The sequence below is a fragment of the Natrialba sp. PRR66 genome, from assembly GCF_034808065.1.
Classification (GTDB): Archaea; Halobacteriota; Halobacteria; order Halobacteriales; family Natrialbaceae; genus Natrialba; species Natrialba aegyptia.
The window spans coordinates 1-375 of sequence record NZ_JAXHGN010000025.1 but is presented as its reverse complement, the minus strand read 5'-3'; the positions used below and the strand labels follow the sequence as shown (position 1 = coordinate 375).

1 protein-coding gene is annotated in these 375 nt (G+C 65.1%); it reads right to left on the bottom strand.

The window, feature by feature from the left end; translation table 11 throughout:
- On the bottom strand, window positions 1–274 hold a 274-nt coding region (locus SM755_RS23345; RefSeq protein ID WP_323174792.1), incomplete at its 3' end, for a hypothetical protein.
- Window positions 275–375 lie beyond the last annotated feature (101 nt).

The window sequence follows — 375 nt, the reverse complement described above, 5'->3', positions numbered from 1 at the left end:
CGAGCGTCGCTCCCCACGGGTGGTCGAGCCCAGGGCGCGTACTCCAGTCGTAGTCGCGCTCGCCCTCGAACTCCTGCGCGTTCGAGGGTCTGAGTTCCTCACCGCGCGCCGTCTCCGCCGCCGCTGCCGCCAGCACGCCCTGTGGGTCCTCGACCTGTTGGGCGACTGGCGTCTCCCGCAGGTGCGGCGCTTGCTCGTGTACCGACCGCGTGAACTCGTCATTCTCGCTCGTTTCGACCGAAACCGTCTTACCGAAATCACTGTTATCGTACATTGGAATTCTCACTGGATTCCGCTTGAGGCGTGTCTCTACCACGCCTCGTTCCCACAACCGCCGAGAGAGGTCTCTACGTCGCCCCTCACCCCGTCAGGGGC